A 20,816-nucleotide genomic window follows, 5' to 3' on the forward strand; every position below is an offset into this window, starting at 1 on the left:
GCATCAGGCATTGGCTTTCTGCATGATCTGACCGGCACGGGTGAAGTCGTTGTTACCACCACTGAGGATGCACACCACCCGCTTGCCGGCAATCTCGTCCTTGTACTGTTCCAGAGCTGCAATGCTGAGGCAGCCGGCCAGCTCTGCCACGATGGCTTCCTCCTGGTACAGATCGATCAGGGTGCTGCAGGTTGCCTTGTCGTCTACTGAGACCACTTCATGCAGCGCCTGGCGACAAATGGTATAACCCAGCTCACCAATTCGCTTGGTGGCGGCACCGTCGATAAACGGATCGATCCTGGCCAGCGTCAGGTTGTACCCGGCCGCAAAGGAGTGCTTCAGAGCTGCGGCATCCTTGGGCTCTACACCCACAAGGTAGGTATCAGGGCTGCGGTGGTGGAAGACGGTGCCCACTCCGCTGGCCAGACCGCCACCGCCGACCGGCGCGAACAGGTAATCAATGGCGCCGGGGGCGTTCTCCAGTGTTTCCAGTGCCAGGGTACCCTGACCGGCAATGACATCAAAATCATCGAAGGGGTGAATGAACGTCGCCCCTTCCGTGTGTTCAAACTCTTTTGCGGCAGCGCAGGCGTCATCGAAGGTATGGCCTGTCAGCACCACATCAATCTGGTCGCCGCCAAATTCCCGCACCTTGTTTACTTTCAAGGCCGGCGTATTGGCAGGCATGAATACCCTGCCGCGGATACCCAAAGCATGGCAGGAATAGGCAACGCCCTGAGCATGGTTGCCGGCGCTGGCACAGACGATGCCGCAGGCACGTTCCTGATCGGACAACTGTGCAATGCGGTTATAGGCACCACGAATCTTGAAAGAGCGAACCGGTTGCTGGTCTTCGCGTTTCAGCAGAATTTCAGCCTTATATTTACGGCTCAGGTATTCACTTTTCTGCAGTGGCGTATGACGAATAATGCCTTCCATACGTGCAGCGGCCGCCTCAATGTCCTGAACCTCGGGCAGAAGATCAGTGAATGTCAGGGGCTGGGGTAGTGCGGCTGCTGCGGTCATGGTCATATCCTCTCAATGGATGTCAGCTATTTTCAGCCATAAAAAAACCCGCCATTTGGCGGGTTTTTTGAATGCGTATTTGCAAGCACAGGTTATCCCACCAAACCTCTGTTAGTGTGAATAATCATCATGATTTTGGTGATGATGCAGCTCATTAGAGCGCTCCGGACTGACTTGCTAAAAAGTGGTTATAGAATAAACAGAAATGACCGGGGACTGTCAAGTTATTTTACCTTCCTGGTTTAAAGCCAGCGGGCAGGATAGGGCTGCCGGGATATCCAGCGGTGGTAGGCATAGCCAAAGGCGACAATGGCGATGGCGCCTACTGCAACGGGATTCACCAGGAAACTCCAGTGTTCACCGGCCAGCATCACCAGCAATGGGTTGGCGCCCGCCGGCGGGTGGGTGGTGTGGGTAAGCATCATCAACATGACCGCGAGGCCAACCGCCAGCCCCATTGACCCGACATGTACGCCCCACAGTTGGGCAATGAGCAGCCCAAGAGCGGTGGTCAGCAGATGCCCGACAATGATATTGCGCGGCTGTGCCAGAGGGCTGGCCGGCAGGGCAAACAGAATTACCATGGTGGCACCAAAGGGGGCCATCAGCCAGAGGGCTTGCTGCAAATGGCCCAGCAGACCCAATCCTGAAATACAAAGACTTGCACCCAGTCCGGCCAGTAATGCGGTTTTCAATTGCATGGGGAGGGAAACGTGGGGGCTCATAAATATTTTCCTTAAGTAGACCGATTTGTCTCCATGGTAGACAGTTCGGTCTCCTGGTGTCAACATGGGCCAATCAACGCAGAGGAGCCTGAATGGATAAGCGAGAACATCTGGTACAGGTCGCATTCGATCTTTTCTACCGTGAAGGTGTGCATGCGGTGGGGATCAATCGCATTTTGACTGAGTCAGGGGTGGCCAAGAAAACCCTGTATAACCACTTTGCCAGCAAGGATGAATTAGTGGCTGCGACACTCAGCTATCGTGATCAGCGTTTTCTGAATTGGCTTGGTGAGCGAATGGCAACTGGGCCGGGAGGAATAGACGCTTTGAAAGCGATGTTTGATGCTTTACATGACTGGTTCAACGGTCAGGATGCTGGCCAGCCTCAATTCAATGGCTGTTACTTCATTAACCTCAGTGCCGAATATGGGGATGCCGAGCATCCATTGCATAAGCAATGTTCAGCGCACAAGTGGGCGGTGCAGGCACTGATGCGCCAGCACCTGTCGGCATGGGTGGAAGCTGGCATGCTGGATCAACTGGTTGATGCGCTGGCTCTCCTGAAAGAGGGAGCCATTGTGCAGGCACATGTAACCGGGGATAAAAACGCTGCCCTCAAGGCTTGGGCGATTGCAGAGCCATTGCTGCAGGCGCATGTTCGTCGGGAAGATTAACCCTCGGTGGTCTCAACCCGGACATCAGCGTAGGCCGCGATAATATGTTCGACCGGCTTATGGTTACCGCGGCTGATGCGGCGATAATGCGCCAGTGTTCGGCTCAGGTACTCTCGTGCGATACGGGTCTGCATTTCCGTGTCAGCTTTCCAGATGCACTGGCCGGTAGGGCTGACGGCTGGCAAATGCTGATTCTGCGGTAAGCCGGGGCATACCTTCAGGACCTCGTAGAAGTGGCGCTTGTCCTTGACCAGTACTTCCTGCTTCAGGCGAAAGCCCAGAGCAATCAGCTGCTGGCGAACAGCGTACTGGTGGTAGACCGGGCATAGCAGATAGTCCACATCGGCATCGGGCTGTTGCTGGTGCAGCCGGGTGGCAAACTCCTGGATCAGGTCGCCACCCACACCGGCAATGATGACCAGATGCTTGCCGGGCATTTGATCCAGCGGCAGCTCGCCGGCATCCATACAGGCAGTGTGCCAGCCTCTACGTGGTGCTTTTTGCTGCAGTTGAAGTTCCAGTGAATTGATCAGTTCCGGAACGATATCGACGAAATGAATCTGAGGCTGGTGCAACTCATGCAGCAGTGCCTGTCCCAGGTAACCATGATCACAGCAGCAATCCCAGATATGGGTATAGGATTCGTTGGTAAGTGCCGCAATCTGTTGTAACCGTTTACCCAGTTTCAAGTCATACCCCATCAGTCTCGTGAACGAGGGTGCATTATACGGGCTCTGACTTTGGCTGTTAAAGCAGGAGGCCCGTTAGCCTCCTGACAATCGCAATGTATCAACGGTCCAGTCGAAAAATCTTCTCGGGGTTGGGTTTAGTCTGCCAGGGGAGGCCCGAGTTTTGCCAGCCGTTTTTAATGCGAAGCCCCTTTTTATCACCCTGTTTTACGCTGCTGCCCTGAAAGCCATTGATGACGTAACGGGCATTTTCAAAGCCATGTTCCTGCAAAAACTGGGCGCTGGGCAGCCCGCGCTCGCTACCCGAACGGCACATGGTGATGACGGTGGCGTTTTTGTCCATTCCACGCGCGTTGAGGGCCGCTTCTATTTGGTCAACAAAATCCGGGTTCCGATAAAGGCGGAAACGGTTTTTTTCACTGTCCCATTGGGTTCGATCGACCATCAGATAGGGAATGTTCAGGTCGACACTATCTGTGAAGCCGATGAACATGATCTCTACCGGATCGCGCACATCTACCAGCAGGACATCTTTGTTATCTGCCTGTACCAGTTCATAGGCATCTAGATTGCTGATGCCCATTTCATCTGCTTGTACAGCGGCACTGCCCAAGGCCAGAGAAGCTGATACCAGAATTGTTGTGATGAACTTCTTCATAATTGACTACCTGCTTATGTCTCAAAAGCTGTAAATGCGGCGGTTTGAATCCAGCATTTGATCGGCAATGGCCGGTGGCTTGGCTACATTGATTCCCTTACGCAAGTCGTTTCGTGTGTGCTGGCTATTGGGGAGATAGAGCGCACAGACGCTGACCTGAGCACCTCCTTGCTGGAGTTTGCCCATCAGTTGCTCAGGGGTGACATTACGTGGTTTAAGTTCAGAGCTCTGGGTCGATTTAAGCGCCAGGTCGCCGGCCTGGTCGCAAAGCAACACATCAACCTGGGTACCCTTGGCCTGCATGGCATTAGCCAGCACCATGGCCATTCCCTGTGTCTGCAGTGAACCGCTGTTGACGATAACCAGTGCCTGATCAACGTTTTCTGCCTGTACCGCCGGTGTCATCAGTACTGAGCAGAAGCCAAGCGTGAGGAGGTGCTTTTTCATGGTGGAGTCCTGTGCATGTTGGTTAGTATATTCTAAATTAGAATATACTTATATTATTTGGTTGTGAAGCTGTGCCGCTGAAAAGAGGCTCTCTCGCTTTGCACTCATTGTGCACCCATGCACAATGCAGCTGACTTTCATGCCTGCCTGGAGTTAACGTGCAATTTGAACCCTCGCTCGAACCTGTTGTTTTGTTGCGTCGCTACAAGCGCTTTCTTGCTGATGTCCGTCGTGCTGACGGCAGTGAAATGACCGTGCATTGCCCGAATACCGGGTCCATGCGCAACTGTGTGCTACCCGGTGTTGAGCAGGCTGCCTTGATCTCGGATAGCGGCAACACCAAGCGCAAATACCGGCATACGCTTGAAGCCTTGCAGGTTGGTCATGGACATTGGGCCGGGGTGAATACCAGTCGCACTAATGCGCTGGTGGAGGAAGCGGTGCGGGCAGGCTGGATACCTGAACTTCAGCCCGATTCAGGTGTTGAACGCGAAGTGCGCTATGGCGACAGTCGCTTTGATCTGGCACTGGGGGAGCGTGCTGATCCGCATACCTTCATTGAAGTGAAAAATGTAACCCTGGGGCCGGGGCCCGAGGATAAGGATGATGGCATTATTGCCTTTCCGGACTCGGTCACCGAGCGTGGGCAAAAGCATCTGCAAACCCTCATGCAGGTCGTCGATGAAGGGCGTCGAGCCGTTCTGTTTTTCTGTGTGCAGCATACGGGTGCACTGGCAGCCCGTCCTGCTGATGAGATCGATGCACGCTACGGCGAATTACTTCGAGAAGCCCGTGCGCGTGGGGTCGAAGTCCTGGCCTGGCGTGTGAGGTTGGCTTCGGAGGTATTTGTGTTGGAGCAGCCCTTGCCTGTCATACTTTAGTACCGGTTTTGTGCCTGGCGCGGACACAGATCAAGTCAGGCGCATTCAATCCCGAGCTGAACTATTACGAAAAAGCCGCATCTGCGACAATTATCGTGTGTCATATGTTCAGCTTGTTGAGGTGTAAGCTCCCTGTCGCCTCAGAACGATCGAGTGATCGCCATGAAGTACCTTCTCTCCCTCTGTTTAGTCGCTTTGGCTGCGCCTTTGTGGGCCGCTGATAGCGCTTCCTCCCGTGAATATACCGTTGGCGTTGTGCCCCAGTTTGAACAGCGAAAGCTCTTTGAAACCTGGCAGCCGATACTGAGTGCGCTGGAGAAGCGAACGGGCTTTCGACTCAAGCTGATTGGCAGCCCGAAAATACCGGTATTTGAGAAGAAGTTTCTGGCGGGCCAGTATGATTTCGCGTACATGAACCCCTATCATCTGCTCAAGGCGAATGACAGCCAGGGCTATGTGCCACTGGTGCGGGATGAATCGCGACTATTGAAAGGGGTGCTGGTCGTTGCCAAGGATAGCCCCTATGAAGCATTGAGCGATCTTGATGGGTCCATGATCGCTTTTCCCTCACCCAATGCGCTGGGTGCGTCACTTCTGATGCGTGCCGACCTTGACGGTCAGTTCAATATCAAATTTATTCCACGCTATGTGCAAACACACAGTTCAGTGTATCTGAATGTGGCCCTGGGGCAGACCGCAGCGGGTGGCGGTGTGTTAAGCACATTGAAGAAACAGCCTGAAGACCTGCAAGCACATTTGCGCATCCTGTATGAAACTCAGGGCATTAAACCGCATCCTCTGTCAGCGCATCCACGTGTCCCCGAGAGTGACCGTGAGAAGATGCGCGATGCCTGGCTGGCGCTGGCGTCTACCGCTCAAGGACAGCAGATGATGGCCAGGATACCCATGTTCCAGTCTGTATCGGCAACGATGGATGATTATACCGAGCTGCGTGACCGTGGCCTGGATGATTATTACATTCTGGATTAAGCAGGGCTGAGGTCGGTTATGGGACTAAGAGCCAGGTTTATCTATCTACTGCTGGGGTTGGCGGCCGGGTTTCTCCTGTACGTGCATTGGGTAGTTTTGCCACCGGTGAGTGATCAGACTCTGCAAATTGCGCGTAAGGCGCATCAGGATCGTCTTGAACTTGCCGCAGAAGCCATTTTGCCACCGTTGTTGGAGAGCGACCTGGCCAACGTGTACACCCTGCTGAATGCGATCAAGCATGACTCACCCGGTTGGGTGCAAGTCGTACTGGTCAATGCCGAGGGACAGCGTTTATACCCACTGACACAGCCTGAAGGATTGGCGGATGCGGATGAAATTATCCAGCTGAGTGCGAAAGTGGGGTTTCTGGATCCGGCTGTCGGTGAGCTTCAGGTTGTGGTGGATATGGCACCCGTTATGGACGTGGTGCGCAGCCAGCAGATTTCCCTGCAGATCGCCTTGATGATTGTATTGGCGCTGATGTTGCTGGCCGTCTGGTTTCAGGTGGAGATGGTTATACGCAGGCCGCTGGCGCAGATGATTCAGGCCGCAAACAAACTGATGCATGGTCATTTTGGTACACAGCTGCCGGATCAGGCTGCCGGTGAAATTGGTGAGTTGTCGCAGACGTTCAGTGACATGCGCAGTGCGATTGAACGACACCATATAGACATGCAGGACGAGCTGAAAAACCGCCAGCATGAAGCCAGTCTTTTGAAAATGGAGAAACAGCAGGCGGAGTTTGAAGCCAAGCATGATCCGCTGACCGGCATTATCAACCGTCGGGAATTTGAGCGACGTCTGGCAATAAGTCTTGATATGGCGCAGCAAGGCCTGGGTGCCGAACATGTGCTCATGTTTATCGATCTGGACCACTTCAAGGTGGTTAATGATACCTGTGGTCATGCAGCCGGCGATGAATTGCTGAAAGCCATTGCAGGGATCATGAGAGGGCGCATCCGTGAAGCGGATGAGCTGGCTCGATTGGGGGGCGATGAGTTTGCGATTCTGTTAAAGGATTGTGAATTAAACGCGGGTTGCAAGGTGGCTGACGGTATTTGCGAAGCCGTTCACGGGTTTCAATTCCAGTGTGGCAACCGCGAGTTCAGGGTGGGGGCCAGTATCGGTGTAGTCTCGGTTTCCGGGCAGGCAGCCGGCTTGAAAGATCTGCTCTGCCAAGCCGATACAGCCTGCTACCAGGCCAAGCACCTTGGTCGTGGGCGAGTATCCTTGCATGACTCCGGGTATTCACCCAACGGGTAACAGTGCTCCGATGAATAACGTAGAAACGGCTCTGAATGTTCAGTCAATATTCAGTAGACCTCAGGTGGTTTTGACGCTACTTTATATCATGTGTTTCTTTTTGGTGACATAAGTCCTTGCGGTTTGACGGGTTATGGAGTTTCCCGCCAGCAGGCCGTCACAATGCCTTGCAGTAGAGGAATAAAATGACAATTAAGGAAGCCGGGCAGGGGAAGGGCATCGAGGATGATCCCGATTTCTATAAAACCCTGTTGGAGTCGACCAAGGCAATACCATGGAAGATTGATTGGAATTCGCTGACTTTCACCTATATTGGTCCACAAATAGAGCACCTGTTGGGTTGGCCCAGAACCAGCTGGAACAGTGTTGAGGATTGGGCTGAGCGCATGCATCCGGAAGATCGAAAGCGGGTGGTCGAGTTCTGTCTGGAACAGTCTCGAAAGGGTGCAGATCATGAGGCTGATTACCGTGCTTTGACGCAACAGGGCGAATACGTCTGGATTCGTGATGTCGTACATGTGCTGCGCGACCAGCAGGGTAATATGGAAGCCCTGGTCGGTTTCATGTTTGATATCAGCGAGCGTAAAAAGATTGAGATCGAGCGTGACCGCTTGCGTCAGGAGCTCGAAGAACTTTCCTATCTGGATAGTCTGACCGGGGTGGCCAACCGGCGCATGCTCGATCAGGTGCTTGAACGTGAATGGATGGAGGCGCGGCGACAGCAGCAGCCGCTTTCGATCATCATGTTCGATATCGACTATTTCAAGCAGTACAACGATAGCTTCGGCCATTTCAAAGGCGACGAGTGCCTGCGTGAAGTGGCCCAGCTGCTGACAAGCAGTGCAACTCGGGCGCGTGATTTCGTAGCTCGCTTTGGTGGTGAAGAGTTCGTGCTGGTACTGCCGCAAACCGATGCCGCTGCCGCGAAAACAGTGGCTCAGCGCTGTTTTGAAAAGCTGAAAGCGGCTGATATTCATCACCCCAGCTCACCTGTGGCTCAACGCATCACCCTTAGCTGCGGGGTTGCGACCTCTCTGCCCGTCCACACCGACAGCCTGGAGCTCTTTCTGGAGCAGGCGGACCGGGCGCTTTACCGAGCCAAGGAGGGCAGCCGCAACTGCATCCAGGTTGCCTGTAGTGATGGAAAGTGTGTTGAAACAGACTGGAACTGAAGGCGAATAGCGCACACCTTGTGTTGCCCCGGCCATGTCTCCGGCTATAAGGCCTTGCCCTGAGCAGAACGTGATTGCTTTTAGGGCAAGCTTTGCTTTATTTTGTATCCATTAAGAAACATGGTGCCTGAGGGTACCTGGATTGGATACCGTGTATGGATTTCATCGATGCGTTTCTTGCCGTAACGCTCATTCATCTGCTGGCTGCCGCCTCTCCCGGACCTGATTTTGTTATGGTAAGCCAGCAGTCTCTGGTACGCGGCAAGCGCGCAGGTTTGCTGTGCAGCCTGGGTATAGCGCTCGGTCTTTCGGTTCACATTACCTATTCATCGCTGGGTATGGCGGCACTGGTGAGCGAATCCGCATTTGCGCTCAGTCTGCTCAAATACCTGGCGGCAGCCTATCTGATTTGGCTGGGGATATCGGGTTTGCGCAGTCGGGCCTCCGGGCCGGATACGGCTTCCTCGAATGTGCCCACTGCCAGCTCACTCGGATTGATGGCGCATGGCTTTATCTGTAATGCTCTGAATCCGAAGGCCCCGCTCTACTTTCTCTCCGTTTTTACGCTGCTGATCACACCCTTGACACCTCTGTGGCAGATACTGCTCCTTGGAGGTTGGATGATGCTGCTACAATTCGGCTGGTTTGCGCTGGTCACGCTGGTGTTGTCGCGACCTGCCGTACGGGCACGTTTTAATGCGGTAGGACATTGGGTTGATCGTGTGCTGGGTGGCGTCATGCTGGCCTTTGGTGCAGGGCTGCTGTTTTCCGATGCCGATAGCTTTCGTCGCTAAGTAGCTGCTTCCGGAGTCTTTATTATGCGATCAGTTATGCGTTCTCTTTTCATGGCTCTGGGTCTGGCCGGCTCTATGATGGGTACGGCCGGTGCTGCATCCGTGCTGGACACAGTGAAGTTGCATGGGGATATTCGCTGCGGAGTGTTCCCGGATGACCCCGGACGCAGTGCGCTTAATGTTGAGGGTAACTGGGAAGGGTTCTATGTCGACTTCTGCCGTGCTACGGCGGCAGCACTTTTCGGGGACCCGGACCGAGTTCAATATCTGGAGGTGGATGCGACCACTCGCTTTACCTCTCTGCAAGCATCTGAAGCCGATGTGGTGATGTACAGCACCACGCGCACCCTTGGTCGAGAATTGAATTATGGCGTGCGTTTTCCGGCGATCTATCTGTTTGACGGTCAGGGGTTTCTGGTGCGGACAAGCTCCGGCATAGACTCCGTGCATGACATGAGCGGTAAATCGATCTGTGTCACGGAGAATACAAGCACGCATCAGAACCTGGTAGATCTGCTGAAAGCCCGTGGTGTCGATGCTCAGATACATTTCTCCAACGGGGACAGCTTTTTTCGCGGTAACTGCGATGCCTACACGGCGGACCGTATGAATCTGGCGGTTAACCGTGCTCACCGTGCCGAGAACCCTGACGAATATCGCGTCCTGCCATTGGCCTTTACTCGTGAACCGATCGGTCCGATGGTTGCCGAGGGAGATGAAGCCTGGGCGCGTGCCATCAGTGCGGTAGTTAATGGTTTGATTCTGGCCGATGAAAAAGGCATCACCAGGGATAATGTCCTGGCCATGGCCGAAAACAACCCCAATGGCGAAGTACAAAAGCTGCTGGGTGTCTCCGGTGATCTGGCGGAGCGCCTCGGGCTACCGCAGGACTGGGCCATTAATATGATTCGAAGCGTGGGAAACTATTCTGAAATCTATCAACGTCATTTTGGTCCCGACACGGCGGTGGGGATAGAGCAGGGGTTGAATAAGCCCTGGTCAAGGGGCGGGATCCTCTATGCGCCCCTGTTTCAGTAACCTGTAAGGTCAATAATGCCTCTTGCCACGCGCAGTATCGGAACACGCCTCACGCTGATCATCTCATTGGTGTTCGGCCTTTACCTGTTGTCGGCGTCCATAATCGGCTACGTCATGTATCAGCAGTATCAGGAGTTTCGCCACCTGGCAGGGGAGCATTTTGAGCAGGCGCTCAAGGCTGCCGAGTTGACTCGTAATGCTGAAGTCATTGCGGCAGAAGTGTTTGAAGTGATGGTCAGTGGTGAGCGCTCCCTCAGCATTGGCAGTCAGCGCACCGAGAATTTGCGACAGCTGTACAAGGCCAGCCGCGAGAAGCTGGATCATGGTGGTATGGCGAACAGCCATATGGAGCAGGAGCTTGACCGCTGGCAGAACCCCTTCTTCCAGAGTCTGGATACGCTGGATAGCCGTCTCAACAAGGAAAAAACGCTGCAGCTGGACCACCTCAAACGAATGGACCAGCTGTTTATCCTGTTGCGTGAGTGGCCCGGCAGCAGCCAGTGGCTGGCGTTGCCAACACCTGAAAAAGCCTTTTACTCGGCGGCCAGCCAGGCGGTCGGCTATACCGGTGCTGCACTGGGGGCTGAGCGCCCGGGCCAGGTGGCTCAGCTGCAGGAGCGAGCCATGAAGGCATTGTCGCAACTCAGAACTCTGGACATTAGAGGCAGCACACTGAATATCCAGCGGGAGAAGCTGGTGCCTCTGCTGCAGCAGATGCTGCAGGCACATGAGGAAGAGTTGAACAGCGAGCGGGCAACGCTGGCACAGGCCCGCAAGACCCGTGTGCTGGCACAGAAACTGACCGGCGCTTCGTTCAACTACCATGTCGAGCTGAAGCTGGCCGCTCAGGAGGCGATTAACAAACACCAGACACTGATTCGCCAGTCGCTTTTTGGTCTTCTGGTGGCGGCGATAGTGTTGTTTGGCGTAACCGCATTGGCAGTACTTTATATTCGCCGCACGGTGGCAGCACGGATCGACAAGCTCAGCAGTGCCATGCAGTCACATCTGGAAGGGCATCGCGTGTCCATTCCTATCGAGGGGCAAGACGAAATCGCCACCATGGGCACGACCTTTGCCTTTTTTGTGCAGGCTCGGCAGCAGGCTGAGCAGCGTTTGGCCAAGGCGAATGTGGATCTGCAGGCGATGAATGACGAACTGGCCAAGATCAGTGTCACGGATGAGCTTACGGGGATTGCCAATCGACGCCACTTTGAGCAGGCGATGGAGCGAGAATGGAACCGTGCCCGCCGTGAAGGGTATTCGCTTGGAGTCATCATGGCCGATGTGGATCGCTTCAAGGCCTATAACGATACCTATGGTCACCAGCAGGGGGACGAATGTCTGCACCGCGTCGCCCAGGCCATGTCAGCATGCTTGCAGCGCAGCAGCGATCTGTCTGCCCGTTACGGTGGTGAAGAATTCATCATGCTGTTGCCGGGGCTGGATACCGAGCATACTGAAAAACTGGCCTGGAAAGTGCTGGATGCCGTGCGTGCGCTGGCGATTGAACACACCGGCGCCGAGGCCGGCGTAGTCACGCTGAGTCTTGGCGTTGCTTCCCTATCACCCACTGGCGGCCTGCACCCTGACAAGCTCATCGGTTTGGCTGACAATGCCTTGTACGCGGCGAAATCAGCCGGTCGTAACACTGTTCAGGTTGCCGGCTGAGCACGGCTCATATAGTCCAGCTTGGCCCCAAGCTGTTCCAGCATCCGGTCTGAGTCACAGGCTTTCTCCCCCAGGCCCTCAAGCAGGGTCATAAAATACAGATCCATCAATATCTGCCCATACAGTCTGTCGTCCTCAGATGGCTTGTCTGCAAACAGCTTGTCTATAAATGCCTGAATCTGGGGGCGTAACTCCTGCTGATCCCACAGCAGTTCCTTGAAAAGTTCACGACTGAATTCGGCGGATTCTGCATAGAATGGATACAGGTGGCTGGCATAGTGCATCAGCCTCTGTTCAGGAGCATTCGCGCGAAGCAGGCGATCGGCTTCTGCTACAACAGTGTCTATCTGCACCAGAATGCCGGCTTTCAGCATATCCAGCTTGGTCTTGAAGTGGCTGAAAACAGTGCCATCGGCCACGCCTGCCGCACGCGCAATGGCGCGAGTGCTACTGTTCTGGTAGCCCTGTTCCTGAAACAACTGCCAGGCTGCCTGCAGGATGCGTGTGCGGGTCTGTTCGCGTTTTGTACTCATGTTCTTTTCTCCCTGTGGCCATGGATGCTAACAGCCTCGGGCATAAATGTAATGCGTTTATGCTTGATAAATGAGCGCGCTCAATTTATTTTATGAGCATGCTTATTTTTAAGGGACGTGTAACCATGAAAGCTGCTTTAAACCGTCTGGGTGCCTATCTGATTCTGGGGCCGACTTTGATTGTGTTCTGCTACATCCTCCGGCCACTATTGGCCATGGTTCTGATACCGGGAGGGCTGCTTCTGTTGCTGGTGATTACCCGAGGTGCGGTTTGGCCTGCAATTCATTCGGGCCTGTTTGAAAAGTCTCCTCAGAGGCTCAGCCGGGACAGTGTTTAAGGGTATAATTCGGCGTCAGCAGATGAGGTCGAGATGAATCAGGAACAGGCATTTATCCAGTTACGCCAGGCGATGTCAGGCTACTATCCATTGTCCGATGCGACCTGGAAGGCGTTGATGGCAATATGTCAGTATCGTCAGGTTGCCAGGCAGGATCTGATCTGCCGAGTTGGTGAGGTGCCGCGTTCCTTCGCGTTTGTCTGTCAGGGGCTGTTTCGTGTCTTTGTGCTGGATGAGAAGGGCAATGAATTCAATAAGAACTTCTTTCAGGAGGGGCGGTTTCCCGGCTCAATGACCGCCTTGTTGCGCCAGGAACCCTCACTGCATTCGATCCAGGCGCTGGAAGATTCGGTCATCATCGAAATCGACTTTAAGGCTTTTCGTGATCTGCTGTATCGAAGTGAAGATCTCAAACTGTTTCAGATTCACTACCTGGAGACCCACTGGTTGCTGGACAAGGATACCCGCGAGGTTCGCCTCGTTCAGCAGGACGCAGCGGAACGCTACCAGGCATTCCAGCAGGAGTATCCCGAGCTGTTGTCGCGTCTGCCGCAGTACCATATTGCTTCTCATCTTGGTGTGACGCCCACTCAGCTAAGCCGAATTCGAAAAAAATCCTGAGCCATCAACCTATGTAAATGAGCCTCGGGGCCGCCATACGTAATCTGTCTCCAGTCAGCGGATATCCCGCAATGTGAAGCCCAACACTGGAGTCGATTATGTCCATCTTGAATGCACTGAACTGGCGCTATGCCGTCAAGCAATTCTCCAATACCACACTGAACACTCAACAGCTGGAATCCCTGCTGGAAGCTACACGCCTGAGCCCGGGGGCTTTTGGTCTTCAGCCCTATCGTTTGTTGCTGATCAGTAACCCTGAACTGCGTCGAGATCTGCTGGCCCATTCCATGGGGCAGGATAAGGTTGTGAACGCCTCGCACCTGTTGGTGTTTGCTGCTGTGTCACAAATTGATGAAACCTTTGTGGCTGAGCATATAAGGCTGATGGCTCAGCAACGGGGAGGCACTGCCGAGGAGTATCAGGGGTTTCAGGCGCATCTGAACGGCTTTTTCCGAGACATGACCGAGCAGGAAAAAGCACGCTGGGCTGATCAGCAGCTCTATCTGGCACTGGGCAACAGCTTGACCAGTGCAGCGCTGCTGGGCATTGATAGCTGCCCCATGACCGGGTTTGATGCCGCAGGTTATGACCAGGTGCTGGGACTTGCCGAGCAGGGGCTGAGAAGTGTTGCCATCTGTGCTCTGGGAGAACGTCATGCGGATGATGCCGTCGCAGATCTGCCAAAGGTGCGCCTGCCGGCGCAGGTGATGACCAAGGTGCTGGCATGAGCAGCCTGCTTCCCTGGATGGCGCTGTCTGCCGGCGGTGCTATTGCCATTCAAGCGGGCATGAATGCCCGTCTGGGGGTGGAGTTGGGCAGTACCATGCTGGGTACCGGTATAGCCTTTGCTGTGGCCTGCCTGGTGTCATTGCTGGTCGTTGCTGTTCAGCGCGCAGGAATACCCAGTGTGGATCGCTTTCAGTCTGTGCCACTGTACCTGTGGGGTGGGGGTATCATCAGTGCCTTTGGGGTGGGCATGTTCTATTTTTTGATCCCTCGAATGGGTGTCGGTCCGATGATGTCCTTCGCCCTGACCGGGCAAATCGTGCTGGCCGTGATTGCCAGTCATTACGGCTGGTTCGACCAGCCGGTGAAACCTATGAATGTGACACGCCTGACAGGCCTTGCGGTGCTGGTGGCCGGTGTCAGCCTGATTTACTGGGAGAAAGCCTGATGGACAAGCTGCTTGAACATGCCAATCTTGAGAATTTAACTGGCCTTTGGCAATTGATGGGTGCTACTCAGGTTGCAGAAGGGCTGCAACAGTCCATCAGCTGGCCCCGCCGGTGTTGGCAACATCCTGATCAGCAGGCAGCTGAATGGTCAGAGATTATTGGGCACATACCGGCCAACTATCTGTTTCCCGTTTGGCGCGCAGGTGAAGTGAGCGTTGCGATGGAACAGGCCTTGGGCCGGCAAGGGCTGGAGGTCGGTCTTGAGCAGCTGGCAATGGTGTTGCCACTGGACATTGATTTGCCGTCTCCCGGTCATTCGCGCCTGAACATCAGCCTGGTTGAAAGTTGCGAGCAGGCCGAGCAATGGTCCAACCTGTGCGGGCGAGCCTTTGGCTACACGCTGGATGCTGATGTGATCGATCAACTGCGTAAGCAGCCGGATGTGGAAGTCCTCTGGGCCAGCCTGAATGGAGAACCATTGGCTACGGCGATTCTCTATCGCACAGGGTCTGTTATGGGGGTACATCAGGTTGGCGTTCCGCCTGAGCTGCAGGGGCAGGGGATTGCCCGTGAGCTGATGGCTCTGTTGCTGGAGAGAGTCCGGTCCGCGGGCGCCGAGTATGTTTGCCTGCAAGCCTCGGCGGCTGGAGAGCCTCTTTACCGCAAGCTTGGGTTCCAGCCGCAGTTCAGGGTTCGCAGTTACCGCCGTGGCTTAGGGTGATCGGCAGGGCTCGAGCTCTGCTGATCGCGTCTGTTATACCTTCATCAATACCGATTTCACCTCGGTGTAATGCTCGATGCAGGCAGCGCCCATCTCGCGGCCCAGGCCAGACTGTTTGAAGCCACCGAAGGGCAAGCTCGGGTCCAGTGCAGTATGGCAGTTCACCCAGACACTGCCGGACTTAATGCGCGGCACCATGCGATGCACTGCAGACAGGTTGTTGGACCAGATGCTGGCGCCCAGGCCGTACTGGCTGTCGTTGGCAATCCGGATGGCCTCGTCGATGTCATCAAACGGCATGGCGACCAGCACCGGGCCGAAAATCTCTTCCTGTACCAGTGACGAGCGCTGGTCTACGTCTACCACCACGGTCGGTTGCACAAAGAACCCCGGACCCTGGCTGTCCCCGCCTGTAGTCAGGCGTGCGCCTTCAGACACCCCCTTATCGATGAAACCCTGTACCCGCTGCTGCTGGACGGCGGATACCAGTGGCCCCATTTCGGTCGTGGGGTCGAGACCGTTGCCAAGCTGGATCTTGCCGGCGATATCCGTGATATCGGCCACCAGGTTGTCGAACAGCTTGCGTTGCACATAGAGGCGTGAGCCGGCGCAGCACACCTGGCCCTGGTTGAAAAAGATGGCATTGGCTGCCCCGGCGGCGGCGTCCTGCGGGTCGGCATCATCCAGTACGATGGTTGGTGATTTGCCGCCCAGTTCCAGAGTCACACGGGTCATATGATCCATGGCAGCCTTGCCGATCATCTTGCCGACGCCGGTCGAGCCGGTGAAGGTCAGCTTGTCCACGTCCGGGTGAGATGAAAGGGCGGCACCGGCATCCTGACCCAGCCCCGGTACGACATTGAGTACGCCGGGCGGATAGCCAGCCTCCAGTGCCAACTCGCCCAGGCGCAGGGCGGTCAGGGGGGTATCTTCGGCGGGTTTGAGCACGACGGTACAGCCGGTGGCCAGTGCCGGACCCAGTTTCCAGCACGCCAGCAGCAGTGGGAAGTTCCAGGCCACGATAGCGCCGACCACACCCACAGGTTCACGGGTGGTATAGCCGTGGAACTGTGCGCCCGGCATGAAAGGCACAGAGGGCTGTACGCTGCTGCCCTCGATCTTGGTAGCCCAGCCGGCCATATAGCGCAGGAAATTTACCGCCAGCTGTATATCCACGGCACCGGCGACAGCAACGCTCTTGCCGTTATCCATACATTCCAGCTCGGCCAGTGACTGGGCATTGGCTTCAATGAGGTCAGCAAAGCGCCACAGCAGGCGCTCGCGCTCAACCGGTGTCATCCGGCTCCAGCCGGAATCTTCAAATGTCTGACGTGCACAGGCAACAGCCTGGTTAACGTCTTCAGCAGTAGCACGGGCAACTTGGGTAAACTTTTCACCGGTGGCCGGGTTGATTACATCAATGCTGCCACCGTCACGGCCCTCGGGGCGCTGGTCACCAATCAGAAGCGGGTGGGTGCGGCTGATAAAGGCTTGAGTATCGGGGTGCAGGGTAAATTCGCTCATGGCTTGCCTCTTGTCGTTATAGTGATAGCTCCTGTTCAGGGATGGCAATGCCTGTGCCAGTTTGGATTTTTAATCTTTAACTCATTGATAAATAGAACATATTTTTGTTTTTCCCGAATAGAGGTAAAACACGCCTGCGTCGCAGATTGAGACGCCTGAGCAGTGCAATGCTGCAACCTGAGACGCTCATTAAAACGGCCTGCAGGCTCCGCTAGCCGTGTTGTCTCAATGCGGTGTCTCAGGCTGATACAGCTGTCTCGATATAAAACGGTTCCAGCCTCTGTGGAATAGGGGTCTAAAGTCGTAATATGAACGCCAACTGACTGTTTTATAAACATAAGGTGAATTTGGCACAGGCTGTGCTTCCTTCTCATGTGACGCAACATGACCCGGATCTCAACGGGAATCTCCTCTGAGATACCCGTCAATGACCACTGAAGGAGGTCGGACCTTGAACACAACAAAAACACTAAAACCTCTGGGAGGCGGCGTACTGGCGCTGGCCGTCGCACTGGCGACCCAGACGGCCCAGGCCGCACCTGAAGCCGAACAGATCATTCAGAACAACTGCCTGGCGTGCCATACACAGGAAGGCGAGAACCAGTGGAGCCGTATCAGTCATCAACGCAAGTCACCGGAAGGCTGGCTGATGACCATCGCGCGCATGCAGGTGATGCATGGTCTGCAGATCAGCGATGAAGACCGGCGCACGCTGGTGAAATACCTGTCGGACCGTCAGGGGCTGGCACCGTCGGAAACCGAAGGCGTACGTTATGCACTTGAGCGTCGGTTGAATACCTCCGAAGCCTTTGATTCCCAGGCCTTCACTGAAATGTGTGCACGTTGTCACTCCGGTGCGCGCGTGATGTTGCAGCGCCGCCCGGCGTCCGAATGGGAGCACCTGGTTCATTTCCACCTTGGCCAATGGCCCACCACCGAATTCCAGGCGCTGGCCCGTGACCGCGACTGGCTGGATCTGGCACTGAATGAAATGGTGCCCGAGCTGGCCGAGATGCTGCCGATGGAATCAAAGGCCTGGAATGAATGGCAGCAGCAGGCAGAAGCGCCGGTCGATGGCGAGTGGACGCTGGCTGGCCATATGCCCGGGAAGGGCGCTTTCCATGCGCGCATGCAGGTAACGCCTGCTCAGGGTGATGACCAGTACCGTCTGACATTAACCGGTGAATACGACGATGGTAGTGCACTCAAGGGTGAGGGTCAGGCGGTCGTCTATACCGGCTACGAGTGGCGCGCCAATATCGAGATCGATGGTCAGGTGATGCGTCAGGTGTTCGCGCTCAAGGATGGCCAGCTCAGTGGCCGCATGTTCCTGCGCGACAAGGATGAAGTGGGTGCCGATGTGGTCGCCGCTCGAGATGCCAAGGGTGCAAGCCGCATTCTGGCGCTGCAGCCGGCATATATTAAAGCCGGAACCGAAGCCGAGATCAGCATTGTCGGAACGGGGCTCAGTGGCATGCCGGTACTGGGTGCCGGTGTGGATGTAATCGAAGTGATCAGCGAAAGCCCTGACCTCATTCGCGTGCGTGCCCGCGCTGCCGAGGATGCCAGCGGTGTAGTCACTGCCAGTGTGGGGGCTGCAGACGGTGGTCGTTTCGCCATCTACGACCGTGTTGCTAATGTGAAAGTGGTACCAGAGTTTGCGGTTGCGCGTATTGGTGGCAATGGCAGCTCCACACCGCGCGTCGAAGCCCGCTTTGAAGCCGAAGCCTGGGCTGCTGGTGCCGATGGCAAGGCCGGTACCGCTGATGACTATCGTATTGGCATGATGCCCGCGACCTGGTCGGTCGCACCCTTTGATGCGGTGGCGGAAGCCGATCGGGATGTGCACTTCACCGGTCGTATGAACAGTAGTACGGGGGTCTTTACGCCGGCTGCCGCAGGCCCCAACCCCGAGCGCCGCATGATGACCAACAACGCCGGTAACCTGAAGGTACAGGCGCAGGTGCAGGATGGCGGCGAGACCCATAACGCTGAAGGTCAGATGATCGTGACGGTACAGCGCTGGAACAATCCCCCGATTCCGTGATGAACGGGTACTGAAAACTCAGGGGTACCCCGAGGGTACTCGACATGAATTCTGAAAGGGGAGACCGGATATGGGTGCTGTACTCAATCTGGTGGAACATAACCTGCACGAGGTGCAGGTCGGGGACACCCGAATGCTGTTCCATATTCCATCCAGCTCATTGTTTGCGCTGGATAACCTGACCTCAGGTGTACTGGACCGCCTGCGCAGTGGCGCAGAAACGGCCGAATCACTGATAACCGGCTTGAGCAACCGTTTCTCGGAACAGGAGATCACGGAAACGGTTCGTGAACTGCTGGCGCTGGAACTGGTTAATGATGGTCGGCCGCTGACCGACGACATCGGTACGCGAAGAGTGGATCAGTTTCCGCTGACAACGGTGGTATTGAACGTTAATACCGGCTGCAATCTCAGCTGTACCTACTGCTACAAGGAAGACCTGGATATTCCATCGGCAGGACGCAAGATGGAACTGCAGACAGCTGTGGATTCGGTTGAGATGCTGTTGCGGGAGTCACCCGATGAAGACCGTTACACAGTGGTGTTCTTCGGTGGCGAGCCACTCAGTAACCGCCCGCTGATCGAAGCGATGGTGGACTACTGCGACAAGCGCTTCGCCAGCCTCGGCAAGCAGGTCGAGTATGTGATGACCACCAATGCCACCCTGCTGACGGATGAAATCATCGACTGGCTCAACGCGCACCGCTTTGGCCTGTCGGTCAGCATGGATGGTCCCAAGGCGATCCATGACAAGAACCGCATTACCGTTGGTGGCCAGGGCACTTATGACGTAGTCCGTCGCAAGGCGCAACGCCTGCTGGAACGGTATGACTCACGTCCGGTAGGAGCACGTGTCACCCTGACCCGGGGCACCACCGAGGTGGAGCAGATCTGGGATCACCTGTTCAACGAGATGGGGTTCTCGGAAGTCGGCTTTGCGCCGGTCACCTCCGGTGATATTTCCAGCTACAACCTCACTTCCGAGGAGCTGGTTGAGGTGTTCGCCGGGATGAAACGGTTGGGGCAGCGCTACCTGGAGGCGGCACTGGAGCATCGAAATATCGGCTTTTCCAATATGCATCAGCTGATTACCGACCTGCATGAAGGCCACAAGAAGGCGCTGCCCTGTGGTGCCGGCCTGAAAATGCTGGCGGTGGATCATGAGGGAGAGCTCAACCTTTGCCACCGTTTCACCGGCTCGGATATGCCGACCTTCGGCAATGTGAAGAGCGGGGTACAACAGGTGGAGCTGGGCGACTTCCTGTCCAAACGCCTGGATAGAACCGATACCGGCTGCGCCAGTTGCCGTATCCGCAACCTCTGTTCCGGCGGCTGCTACCACGAGAGCTATGCCCGCTACGGGGACCCGACCCATCCGACCTACCACTATTGCGACCTGATGCGTGACTGGGTCGACTTCGGTATCGAAGTCTACAGCCGCATCATGGCGGTCAATCCCGCCTTCATCGACCAGTACATCTCGCCTCGGAGGGCGCACTGACATGAAACATCTCAAAGCGATCAACAACAAGGCTCAGCTGCTGAGCCAGGCTGTGGCCGACGACAGTGTGGAAGAGGTCGTCGCCATGAGTTCACTGGCCGGCTGTACAGCCACCACCGACCCGGGCTGGGAAATTGATGCCTTTGGCGGCGTGACCTCCCTGTGCCAGCCGATGGAAGCTGATCTTTACGGCTGTGCAGACCCTTGCTGGTGGCCGGCACAGGTGCCGGACATGATGAACACCTACCCGGACTGGAACAAGGATGCGATGAACTCGAAAGACGACTGGCGCAACCTGGGTACCGTGTTCCCTAAAGACAAGAACTAA

General features: G+C 55.6%; 23 protein-coding genes. 16 read left to right on the top strand and 7 right to left on the bottom strand.

The annotated features are described in order from the left end of the window. Positions 1 to 3: 3 nt before the first annotated feature. Complete coding sequence (gene ilvA / locus O3C79_RS08915; protein WP_494385653.1) at positions 4 to 1,026, bottom strand: threonine ammonia-lyase IlvA; 1,023 nt, start codon at positions 1,024 to 1,026, stop codon at positions 4 to 6. 242 nt (positions 1,027 to 1,268) lie between these two features. Further along, positions 1,269 to 1,751 carry an HPP family protein gene (locus O3C79_RS08920; protein ID WP_494385654.1) on the bottom strand — a complete coding sequence of 161 codons (483 nt, stop codon included), beginning with the start codon at positions 1,749 to 1,751 and terminating at the stop codon, positions 1,269 to 1,271. A gap of 92 nt (positions 1,752 to 1,843) precedes the next feature. Between O3C79_RS08920 and O3C79_RS08925 the strand changes: the two genes are divergently transcribed. Next, positions 1,844 to 2,425, top strand: a complete 582-nt coding sequence (locus O3C79_RS08925; RefSeq protein WP_494385655.1) for a TetR/AcrR family transcriptional regulator — start codon at positions 1,844 to 1,846, stop codon at positions 2,423 to 2,425. On the opposite strand, the gene O3C79_RS08930 is transcribed toward O3C79_RS08925, so the two are convergent. The 3 genes from O3C79_RS08930 to O3C79_RS08940 all read right to left on the bottom strand — a co-directional run bounded on the left by O3C79_RS08930 (position 2,422) and on the right by O3C79_RS08940 (position 4,219). After that, complete coding sequence (locus tag O3C79_RS08930; protein ID WP_494385656.1) at positions 2,422 to 3,126, bottom strand: tRNA (adenine(22)-N(1))-methyltransferase; 705 nt, start codon at positions 3,124 to 3,126, stop codon at positions 2,422 to 2,424. The two genes, O3C79_RS08925 and O3C79_RS08930, sit on opposite strands and share 4 nt — an antisense overlap. Positions 3,127 to 3,214: 88 nt before the next feature. Next, positions 3,215 to 3,772 (bottom strand): rhodanese-like domain-containing protein, encoded by a 558-nt coding sequence (locus O3C79_RS08935; RefSeq protein ID WP_494385657.1) that lies wholly within the window; start codon positions 3,770 to 3,772, stop codon positions 3,215 to 3,217. A gap of 21 nt (positions 3,773 to 3,793) precedes the next feature. Further along, the gene (locus tag O3C79_RS08940; RefSeq protein ID WP_494385658.1) at positions 3,794 to 4,219 is read right to left on the bottom strand and encodes a DsrE family protein; all 426 of its coding nucleotides are present in this window, start codon (positions 4,217 to 4,219) and stop codon (positions 3,794 to 3,796) included. A gap of 158 nt (positions 4,220 to 4,377) precedes the next feature. On the opposite strand from O3C79_RS08940, the gene sfsA reads away from it, so the two are divergent. From sfsA to O3C79_RS08975, 7 genes are all read left to right on the top strand, one after another. Further along, entirely contained in the window at positions 4,378 to 5,100 is a 723-nt protein-coding gene (gene sfsA, locus O3C79_RS08945) for a DNA/RNA nuclease SfsA (RefSeq protein ID WP_494385659.1), read from the top strand. A gap of 162 nt (positions 5,101 to 5,262) precedes the next feature. After that, the gene (locus tag O3C79_RS08950) at positions 5,263 to 6,090 is read left to right on the top strand and encodes a phosphate/phosphite/phosphonate ABC transporter substrate-binding protein (RefSeq protein WP_494385660.1); all 828 of its coding nucleotides are present in this window, start codon (positions 5,263 to 5,265) and stop codon (positions 6,088 to 6,090) included. 18 nt (positions 6,091 to 6,108) lie between these two features. Beyond that, positions 6,109 to 7,353, top strand: coding sequence for a GGDEF domain-containing protein (locus O3C79_RS08955; RefSeq protein ID WP_494385661.1), 1,245 nt, complete (start codon positions 6,109 to 6,111; stop codon positions 7,351 to 7,353). Positions 7,354 to 7,538: 185 nt separating this feature from the next. After that, positions 7,539 to 8,525, top strand: coding sequence for a GGDEF domain-containing protein (locus O3C79_RS08960; protein WP_494385662.1), 987 nt, complete (start codon positions 7,539 to 7,541; stop codon positions 8,523 to 8,525). 155 nt (positions 8,526 to 8,680) lie between these two features. Then, entirely contained in the window at positions 8,681 to 9,319 is a 639-nt protein-coding gene (locus O3C79_RS08965; RefSeq protein WP_494385663.1) for a LysE family translocator, read from the top strand. Between the two features lie 24 nt (positions 9,320 to 9,343). Then, the gene (locus O3C79_RS08970) at positions 9,344 to 10,357 is read left to right on the top strand and encodes an amino acid ABC transporter substrate-binding protein (RefSeq protein ID WP_494385664.1); all 1,014 of its coding nucleotides are present in this window, start codon (positions 9,344 to 9,346) and stop codon (positions 10,355 to 10,357) included. A gap of 15 nt (positions 10,358 to 10,372) precedes the next feature. Then, on the top strand, positions 10,373 to 12,028 hold the full coding sequence (locus tag O3C79_RS08975; protein WP_494385665.1) for a diguanylate cyclase domain-containing protein: 1,656 nt from the start codon (positions 10,373 to 10,375) through the stop codon (positions 12,026 to 12,028). On the opposite strand, the gene O3C79_RS08980 is transcribed toward O3C79_RS08975, so the two are convergent. Then, positions 12,013 to 12,561, bottom strand: coding sequence for a TetR/AcrR family transcriptional regulator (locus O3C79_RS08980; RefSeq protein WP_494385666.1), 549 nt, complete (start codon positions 12,559 to 12,561; stop codon positions 12,013 to 12,015). The two genes, O3C79_RS08975 and O3C79_RS08980, sit on opposite strands and share 16 nt — an antisense overlap. Before the next feature lie 125 nt (positions 12,562 to 12,686). On the opposite strand from O3C79_RS08980, the gene O3C79_RS08985 reads away from it, so the two are divergent. From O3C79_RS08985 to O3C79_RS09005, 5 genes are all read left to right on the top strand, one after another. Continuing rightward, entirely contained in the window at positions 12,687 to 12,899 is a 213-nt protein-coding gene (locus tag O3C79_RS08985) for a hypothetical protein (RefSeq protein ID WP_417534939.1), read from the top strand. A 33-nt stretch (positions 12,900 to 12,932) separates the two neighbouring features. Then, positions 12,933 to 13,520 (top strand): Crp/Fnr family transcriptional regulator, encoded by a 588-nt coding sequence (locus O3C79_RS08990; RefSeq protein WP_494385667.1) that lies wholly within the window; start codon positions 12,933 to 12,935, stop codon positions 13,518 to 13,520. A 98-nt stretch (positions 13,521 to 13,618) separates the two neighbouring features. Then, positions 13,619 to 14,248, top strand: coding sequence for an NAD(P)H-dependent oxidoreductase (locus O3C79_RS08995; protein WP_494385668.1), 630 nt, complete (start codon positions 13,619 to 13,621; stop codon positions 14,246 to 14,248). Continuing rightward, positions 14,245 to 14,694 (top strand): DMT family transporter, encoded by a 450-nt coding sequence (locus O3C79_RS09000; RefSeq protein ID WP_494385669.1) that lies wholly within the window; start codon positions 14,245 to 14,247, stop codon positions 14,692 to 14,694. Before O3C79_RS08995 ends, O3C79_RS09000 begins: the two co-directional genes overlap by 4 nt. Continuing rightward, positions 14,694 to 15,416, top strand: a complete 723-nt coding sequence (locus tag O3C79_RS09005; RefSeq protein ID WP_494385670.1) for a GNAT family N-acetyltransferase — start codon at positions 14,694 to 14,696, stop codon at positions 15,414 to 15,416. The genes O3C79_RS09000 and O3C79_RS09005 overlap by 1 nt, the downstream gene beginning before the upstream one ends. 33 nt (positions 15,417 to 15,449) lie before the next feature. Here the strand turns inward: O3C79_RS09005 and O3C79_RS09010 are convergent, their stop codons facing one another. Then, a complete protein-coding gene (locus tag O3C79_RS09010) occupies positions 15,450 to 16,940 on the bottom strand; it encodes an aldehyde dehydrogenase family protein (RefSeq protein ID WP_494385671.1) in 1,491 nt (496 codons plus the stop codon). Positions 16,941 to 17,391: 451 nt separating this feature from the next. Between O3C79_RS09010 and peaA the strand changes: the two genes are divergently transcribed. The 3 genes from peaA to qhpC all read left to right on the top strand — a co-directional run bounded on the left by peaA (position 17,392) and on the right by qhpC (position 20,816). Further along, positions 17,392 to 18,987 carry a quinohemoprotein amine dehydrogenase subunit alpha gene (peaA, locus tag O3C79_RS09015; RefSeq protein WP_494385672.1) on the top strand — a complete coding sequence of 532 codons (1,596 nt, stop codon included), beginning with the start codon at positions 17,392 to 17,394 and terminating at the stop codon, positions 18,985 to 18,987. Between the two features lie 70 nt (positions 18,988 to 19,057). Beyond that, the gene (gene peaB / locus O3C79_RS09020) at positions 19,058 to 20,488 is read left to right on the top strand and encodes a quinohemoprotein amine dehydrogenase maturation protein (protein ID WP_494385673.1); all 1,431 of its coding nucleotides are present in this window, start codon (positions 19,058 to 19,060) and stop codon (positions 20,486 to 20,488) included. 1 nt (position 20,489) lies between these two features. Next, on the top strand, positions 20,490 to 20,816 hold the full coding sequence (gene qhpC / locus O3C79_RS09025) for a quinohemoprotein amine dehydrogenase subunit gamma (protein WP_010323735.1): 327 nt from the start codon (positions 20,490 to 20,492) through the stop codon (positions 20,814 to 20,816).

The sequence above is a fragment of the Marinobacterium sp. NO-S09 genome (assembly GCF_059179545.1).

Coding starts and splice junctions, on each gene's coding strand:
- O3C79_RS09000 (WP_494385669.1), top strand. CDS start 14,245: ATGAGCAGCCTGCTTCCCTGGATGGCGCTGTCTGCCGGCGGTGCTATT.
- O3C79_RS08925 (WP_494385655.1), top strand. CDS start 1,844: ATGGATAAGCGAGAACATCTGGTACAGGTCGCATTCGATCTTTTCTAC.
- O3C79_RS08980 (WP_494385666.1), bottom strand. CDS start 12,561: ATGAGTACAAAACGCGAACAGACCCGCACACGCATCCTGCAGGCAGCC.
- O3C79_RS08990 (WP_494385667.1), top strand. CDS start 12,933: ATGAATCAGGAACAGGCATTTATCCAGTTACGCCAGGCGATGTCAGGC.
- O3C79_RS08985 (WP_417534939.1), top strand. CDS start 12,687: ATGAAAGCTGCTTTAAACCGTCTGGGTGCCTATCTGATTCTGGGGCCG.
- O3C79_RS09010 (WP_494385671.1), bottom strand. CDS start 16,940: ATGAGCGAATTTACCCTGCACCCCGATACTCAAGCCTTTATCAGCCGC.
- O3C79_RS09005 (WP_494385670.1), top strand. CDS start 14,694: ATGGACAAGCTGCTTGAACATGCCAATCTTGAGAATTTAACTGGCCTT.
- O3C79_RS08955 (WP_494385661.1), top strand. CDS start 6,109: ATGGGACTAAGAGCCAGGTTTATCTATCTACTGCTGGGGTTGGCGGCC.
- O3C79_RS08970 (WP_494385664.1), top strand. CDS start 9,344: ATGCGATCAGTTATGCGTTCTCTTTTCATGGCTCTGGGTCTGGCCGGC.
- O3C79_RS08965 (WP_494385663.1), top strand. CDS start 8,681: ATGGATTTCATCGATGCGTTTCTTGCCGTAACGCTCATTCATCTGCTG.
- peaB (WP_494385673.1), top strand. CDS start 19,058: ATGGGTGCTGTACTCAATCTGGTGGAACATAACCTGCACGAGGTGCAG.
- O3C79_RS08920 (WP_494385654.1), bottom strand. CDS start 1,751: ATGAGCCCCCACGTTTCCCTCCCCATGCAATTGAAAACCGCATTACTG.
- O3C79_RS08975 (WP_494385665.1), top strand. CDS start 10,373: ATGCCTCTTGCCACGCGCAGTATCGGAACACGCCTCACGCTGATCATC.
- O3C79_RS08940 (WP_494385658.1), bottom strand. CDS start 4,219: ATGAAAAAGCACCTCCTCACGCTTGGCTTCTGCTCAGTACTGATGACA.
- O3C79_RS08995 (WP_494385668.1), top strand. CDS start 13,619: ATGTCCATCTTGAATGCACTGAACTGGCGCTATGCCGTCAAGCAATTC.
- qhpC (WP_010323735.1), top strand. CDS start 20,490: ATGAAACATCTCAAAGCGATCAACAACAAGGCTCAGCTGCTGAGCCAG.
- O3C79_RS08930 (WP_494385656.1), bottom strand. CDS start 3,126: ATGGGGTATGACTTGAAACTGGGTAAACGGTTACAACAGATTGCGGCA.
- O3C79_RS08960 (WP_494385662.1), top strand. CDS start 7,539: ATGACAATTAAGGAAGCCGGGCAGGGGAAGGGCATCGAGGATGATCCC.
- ilvA (WP_494385653.1), bottom strand. CDS start 1,026: ATGACCGCAGCAGCCGCACTACCCCAGCCCCTGACATTCACTGATCTT.
- O3C79_RS08935 (WP_494385657.1), bottom strand. CDS start 3,772: ATGAAGAAGTTCATCACAACAATTCTGGTATCAGCTTCTCTGGCCTTG.
- O3C79_RS08950 (WP_494385660.1), top strand. CDS start 5,263: ATGAAGTACCTTCTCTCCCTCTGTTTAGTCGCTTTGGCTGCGCCTTTG.